Source organism: Escherichia sp. Lx600-2 (assembly GCF_036662595.1).
Classification (GTDB): Bacteria; Pseudomonadota; Gammaproteobacteria; order Enterobacterales; family Enterobacteriaceae; genus Escherichia; species Escherichia coli.
In genome coordinates this window covers 1-3,002 of sequence record NZ_JAYQWM010000177.1, presented here as the reverse complement: position 1 = coordinate 3,002, position 3,002 = coordinate 1, and the positions used below count along the sequence as shown (strand labels likewise).

6 protein-coding genes are annotated in these 3,002 nt (G+C 42.9%); 4 read left to right on the top strand and 2 right to left on the bottom strand.

The window, feature by feature from the left end:
- From rusA to OQV04_RS23995, 3 genes are all read left to right on the top strand, one after another.
- On the top strand, positions 1-282 hold a 282-nt coding region (rusA, locus tag OQV04_RS24005), incomplete at its 5' end, for a crossover junction endodeoxyribonuclease RusA (protein ID WP_332643156.1).
- A complete protein-coding gene (locus OQV04_RS24000) occupies positions 279-419 on the top strand; it encodes a YlcG family protein (protein ID WP_032280912.1) in 141 nt (46 codons plus the stop codon). The genes rusA and OQV04_RS24000, both read left to right, overlap by 4 nt.
- 85 nt (positions 420-504) lie before the next feature.
- Positions 505-882, top strand: coding sequence for an antiterminator Q family protein (locus OQV04_RS23995; protein WP_001204777.1), 378 nt, complete (start codon positions 505-507; stop codon positions 880-882).
- A 155-nt stretch (positions 883-1,037) separates the two neighbouring features.
- On the opposite strand, the gene OQV04_RS23990 is transcribed toward OQV04_RS23995, so the two are convergent.
- A complete protein-coding gene (locus OQV04_RS23990) occupies positions 1,038-1,562 on the bottom strand; it encodes a lipocalin family protein (RefSeq protein ID WP_000780582.1) in 525 nt (174 codons plus the stop codon).
- 192 nt (positions 1,563-1,754) lie between these two features.
- Between OQV04_RS23990 and OQV04_RS23985 the strand changes: the two genes are divergently transcribed.
- On the top strand, positions 1,755-2,714 hold the full coding sequence (locus OQV04_RS23985; protein WP_000592547.1) for a YbgA family protein: 960 nt from the start codon (positions 1,755-1,757) through the stop codon (positions 2,712-2,714).
- 227 nt (positions 2,715-2,941) lie between these two features.
- Here OQV04_RS23985 and OQV04_RS25365 read toward each other — a convergent pair.
- Positions 2,942-3,002: IS1 family transposase (locus OQV04_RS25365; protein ID WP_071528444.1), on the bottom strand; the 61-nt coding region annotated here is incomplete at its 5' end.

Below are 3,002 nucleotides of genomic sequence, written 5' to 3'. Positions count from 1 at the left end.
AGCGCAGAGGGGCAGGCATACCGCGATAACGTCGCCCGAATCATTAAAAACGCAATGCTGGATATCGGCCTGGCTATTCCTGTGAAAATCCGCATTGAGTGTCACATGCCGGATCGCCGTCGCCGTGACCTGGATAATCTGCAAAAAGCTGCTTTTGACGCACTTACCAAAGCAGGTTTCTGGCTGGATGATGTTCAGGTCGTTGATTACCGTGTTGTGAAGATGCCCGTTACCAAAGGTGGGAAGCTGGAGCTGACCATCACTGAACTGGGAGATGAATGATGTTTGAGTCTTATATGGCAGAACGTCTTCGCCGCCGCTGGGTGCGCCTGCACTTATATCATTTTCCCGGTTCTGTTTTGACCGATTACCGAATACTGAAGAATTACGCCAAAACCCTGACAGGAGCAGGAGTATGAAGTCAGAGATAACAATCAACTAATACTGTTTTGTTGATTTTTGCTTGTAATTGGCGTTCTGGTCTGATTTTTGTGGAGTAAGTTGATGCGTGATATTCAGATGGTTCTTGAGCGTTGGGGAGCGTGGGCGGCTAATAATCATGAAGATGTGACCTGGTCGTCCATTGCCGCCGGTTTTAAGGGATTAATTCCTTCAAAAGTAAAATCTCGCCCACAATGTTGTGACGATGACGCGATGATCATTTGCGGGTGCATGGCCCGTCTGAAAAAGAACAACAGCGATTTGCATGATTTATTGGTGGACTATTATGTCGGCGGCATGACTTTTATGGCGCTTGCACGTAAGCATGGGCGATCTGATTGTTGGGTTGGCAGGATGCTCCAGAAAGCTGAGGGCGTAGTGGAGGGTATGCTGATGGTGTTGGATCTCCGATTGGAGATGGATGCTGATTGTTCGAAATAATTAAAGGAAAAGTTGCTGTCTGATTGTCATTAGTCTAACATTTTAAATGTTGGAATCGCAATGTAGTTATTATCATATAACAGCTTGTTTCCTGATTTAGCCAGCCTCCCCAAAGGCTGGTTTTTTTCTAATAAGTATCATTTCGGGTAGGGATTTTATTGTTTAACCCATAATAATTCATTGACATTGAATCCCAACTTTTGAGCGGTTCGCACATAGTCTGCTTTTACTTTATCTGGAATAGTTGAGGTCCTTGCCAGAATCCATAGGTATTCTCTGTTCGGACCACTGACAAGAGCATACTTATACTCATCATCCAGTTTGATTACATTATAGCCACCATAGAAGGGGCCAAAAAACGAAACCTTCAACGCTGCAGTTTTAGTATCTCCAGTAAAGTATGCTTTACCTTCGCTCTCGCTCCATTTATTTTTCGTTGGATCGTATCCACGGTTAAGTACACGAATCCCTCCGTCGTTCCGTTTTCCATAAGTAGCGCTGACCTGTTCCAGACCACGTTCGAACCGGTTCTCGAGGCGAGCTATTTCATACCATTTTCCGAGGTAGCGGTTGGCGTCAAAATTTGTAATCGGCTGCACACCTTTAGGTGGTGTCGGGGCCTTACATGCTATAAGAGTGAAAGAGAGCGCAATGCCAGTCAACACAGGCCATAACTTCATAATAAATCCTGTACTTTTGATAGTTGAGAGTAAGTATGAAAGATAGATGATTACGACCGATCACTTAAAGAACTTTCATACTATATTAGGAATAGTCCATAACAGAAAAATTGTCAGTGATGACGCCAGAAAGGCAATTTATTCCGTGCACTACACAGTTTATGTGTTAATGAATTAGTCAAGGGGGAGGATATGATAAAAAAACCTGTGATTGGAATCAGCGGTTGTTTGGCCGGTTCTGCTGTTCGTTTTGATGGTGGTCACAAAAGAGCTGACTTTTTAATGGACAAATTAGTGGAATGGGTAACATTCAGACCAGTATGTCCGGAAATGGCTATAGGGCTGCCAGTTCCGCGTCCTGCTCTACGTCTTGTGCGCTCGACGCAAGGAAATATACGGATGTGTTTCAGCCACGACCAGAATGAGGATGTGACAGAGAGAATGACAGAGTTTAGTCGTTCTTATATGGACAAATTAAAGGATGTATCGGGGTTTGTGGTTTGTGCTAAATCTCCCAGCTGTGGCATGGAGCGCGTGCGTGTCTATGATGAAAATGGTAATCGAGGTCGTAAAGATGGAGTGGGACTATTTACGAGCACTTTGATGGAAAAGTTTTCCTGGCTACCGGTTGAAGAGGATGGGCGATTACATGATCCAGTGCTTCGTGAGAATTTTGTTGAAAGAGTTTTTGCTTTGCATGAGCTCAATCACCTTTACAAGGAGAAATTATCAAGAAGAGAGTTATTGGCTTTTCATAGTCGTTATAAGCTTCAGTTGTTGGCGCATAGTCAGACAGGCTATAAAGATATGGGACCATTTGTGGCTGCAATACACGAGTGGGCGGATCTTGAATCATACTTTGAGGTGTATCGTGATAAGCTGATGGCGATTCTCAGAAAACCTGCATCACGTAAAAATCACACGAATGTGCTGATGCATATACAGGGGTATTTTAGTAACTACTTAAGTACACGCCAGCGTAAAGAGTTGAGCGAGGTTATACTTAACTATCGTTCTGGCACATTACCTCTTCTTGCGCCGTTGACTCTGCTGAAGCATTATCTGGGTGAGTATCCTAATGATTACTTGCTTACACAGAATTACTTCGATCCCTATCCGGACGAACTGGCTCTAAGACTGATGGTAAATTAATTGTATGCGATATCATCCAAAAGGATGAGTTCCTGCATACAGGATATTTACAATCGTAAAAACTACACTATGATACCCAGAGTGTCAGTTTGTATAAAAACTCTGTTTACGCTAAAGAAACCATTGAGATGCAACTTAAATTTGGTAAACATGCCAGTCAAAATATATGATATTATGATTCCACGCAGCTATATATAATATAACAGATTGGTGGTAATGACTCCAACTTATTGATAGTGTTTTATGTTCAGATAATGCCCGATGACTTTGTCATGCAGCTCCACCGAT

Bases quoted from the DNA above. Each gene is read 5' to 3' on its own strand.
- OQV04_RS23990 (WP_000780582.1), bottom strand. From the start codon at position 1,562: ATGAAGTTATGGCCTGTGTTGACTGGCATTGCGCTCTCTTTCACTCTT.
- OQV04_RS23995 (WP_001204777.1), top strand. From the start codon at position 505: ATGCGTGATATTCAGATGGTTCTTGAGCGTTGGGGAGCGTGGGCGGCT.
- OQV04_RS24000 (WP_032280912.1), top strand. From the start codon at position 279: ATGATGTTTGAGTCTTATATGGCAGAACGTCTTCGCCGCCGCTGGGTG.
- OQV04_RS23985 (WP_000592547.1), top strand. From the start codon at position 1,755: ATGATAAAAAAACCTGTGATTGGAATCAGCGGTTGTTTGGCCGGTTCT.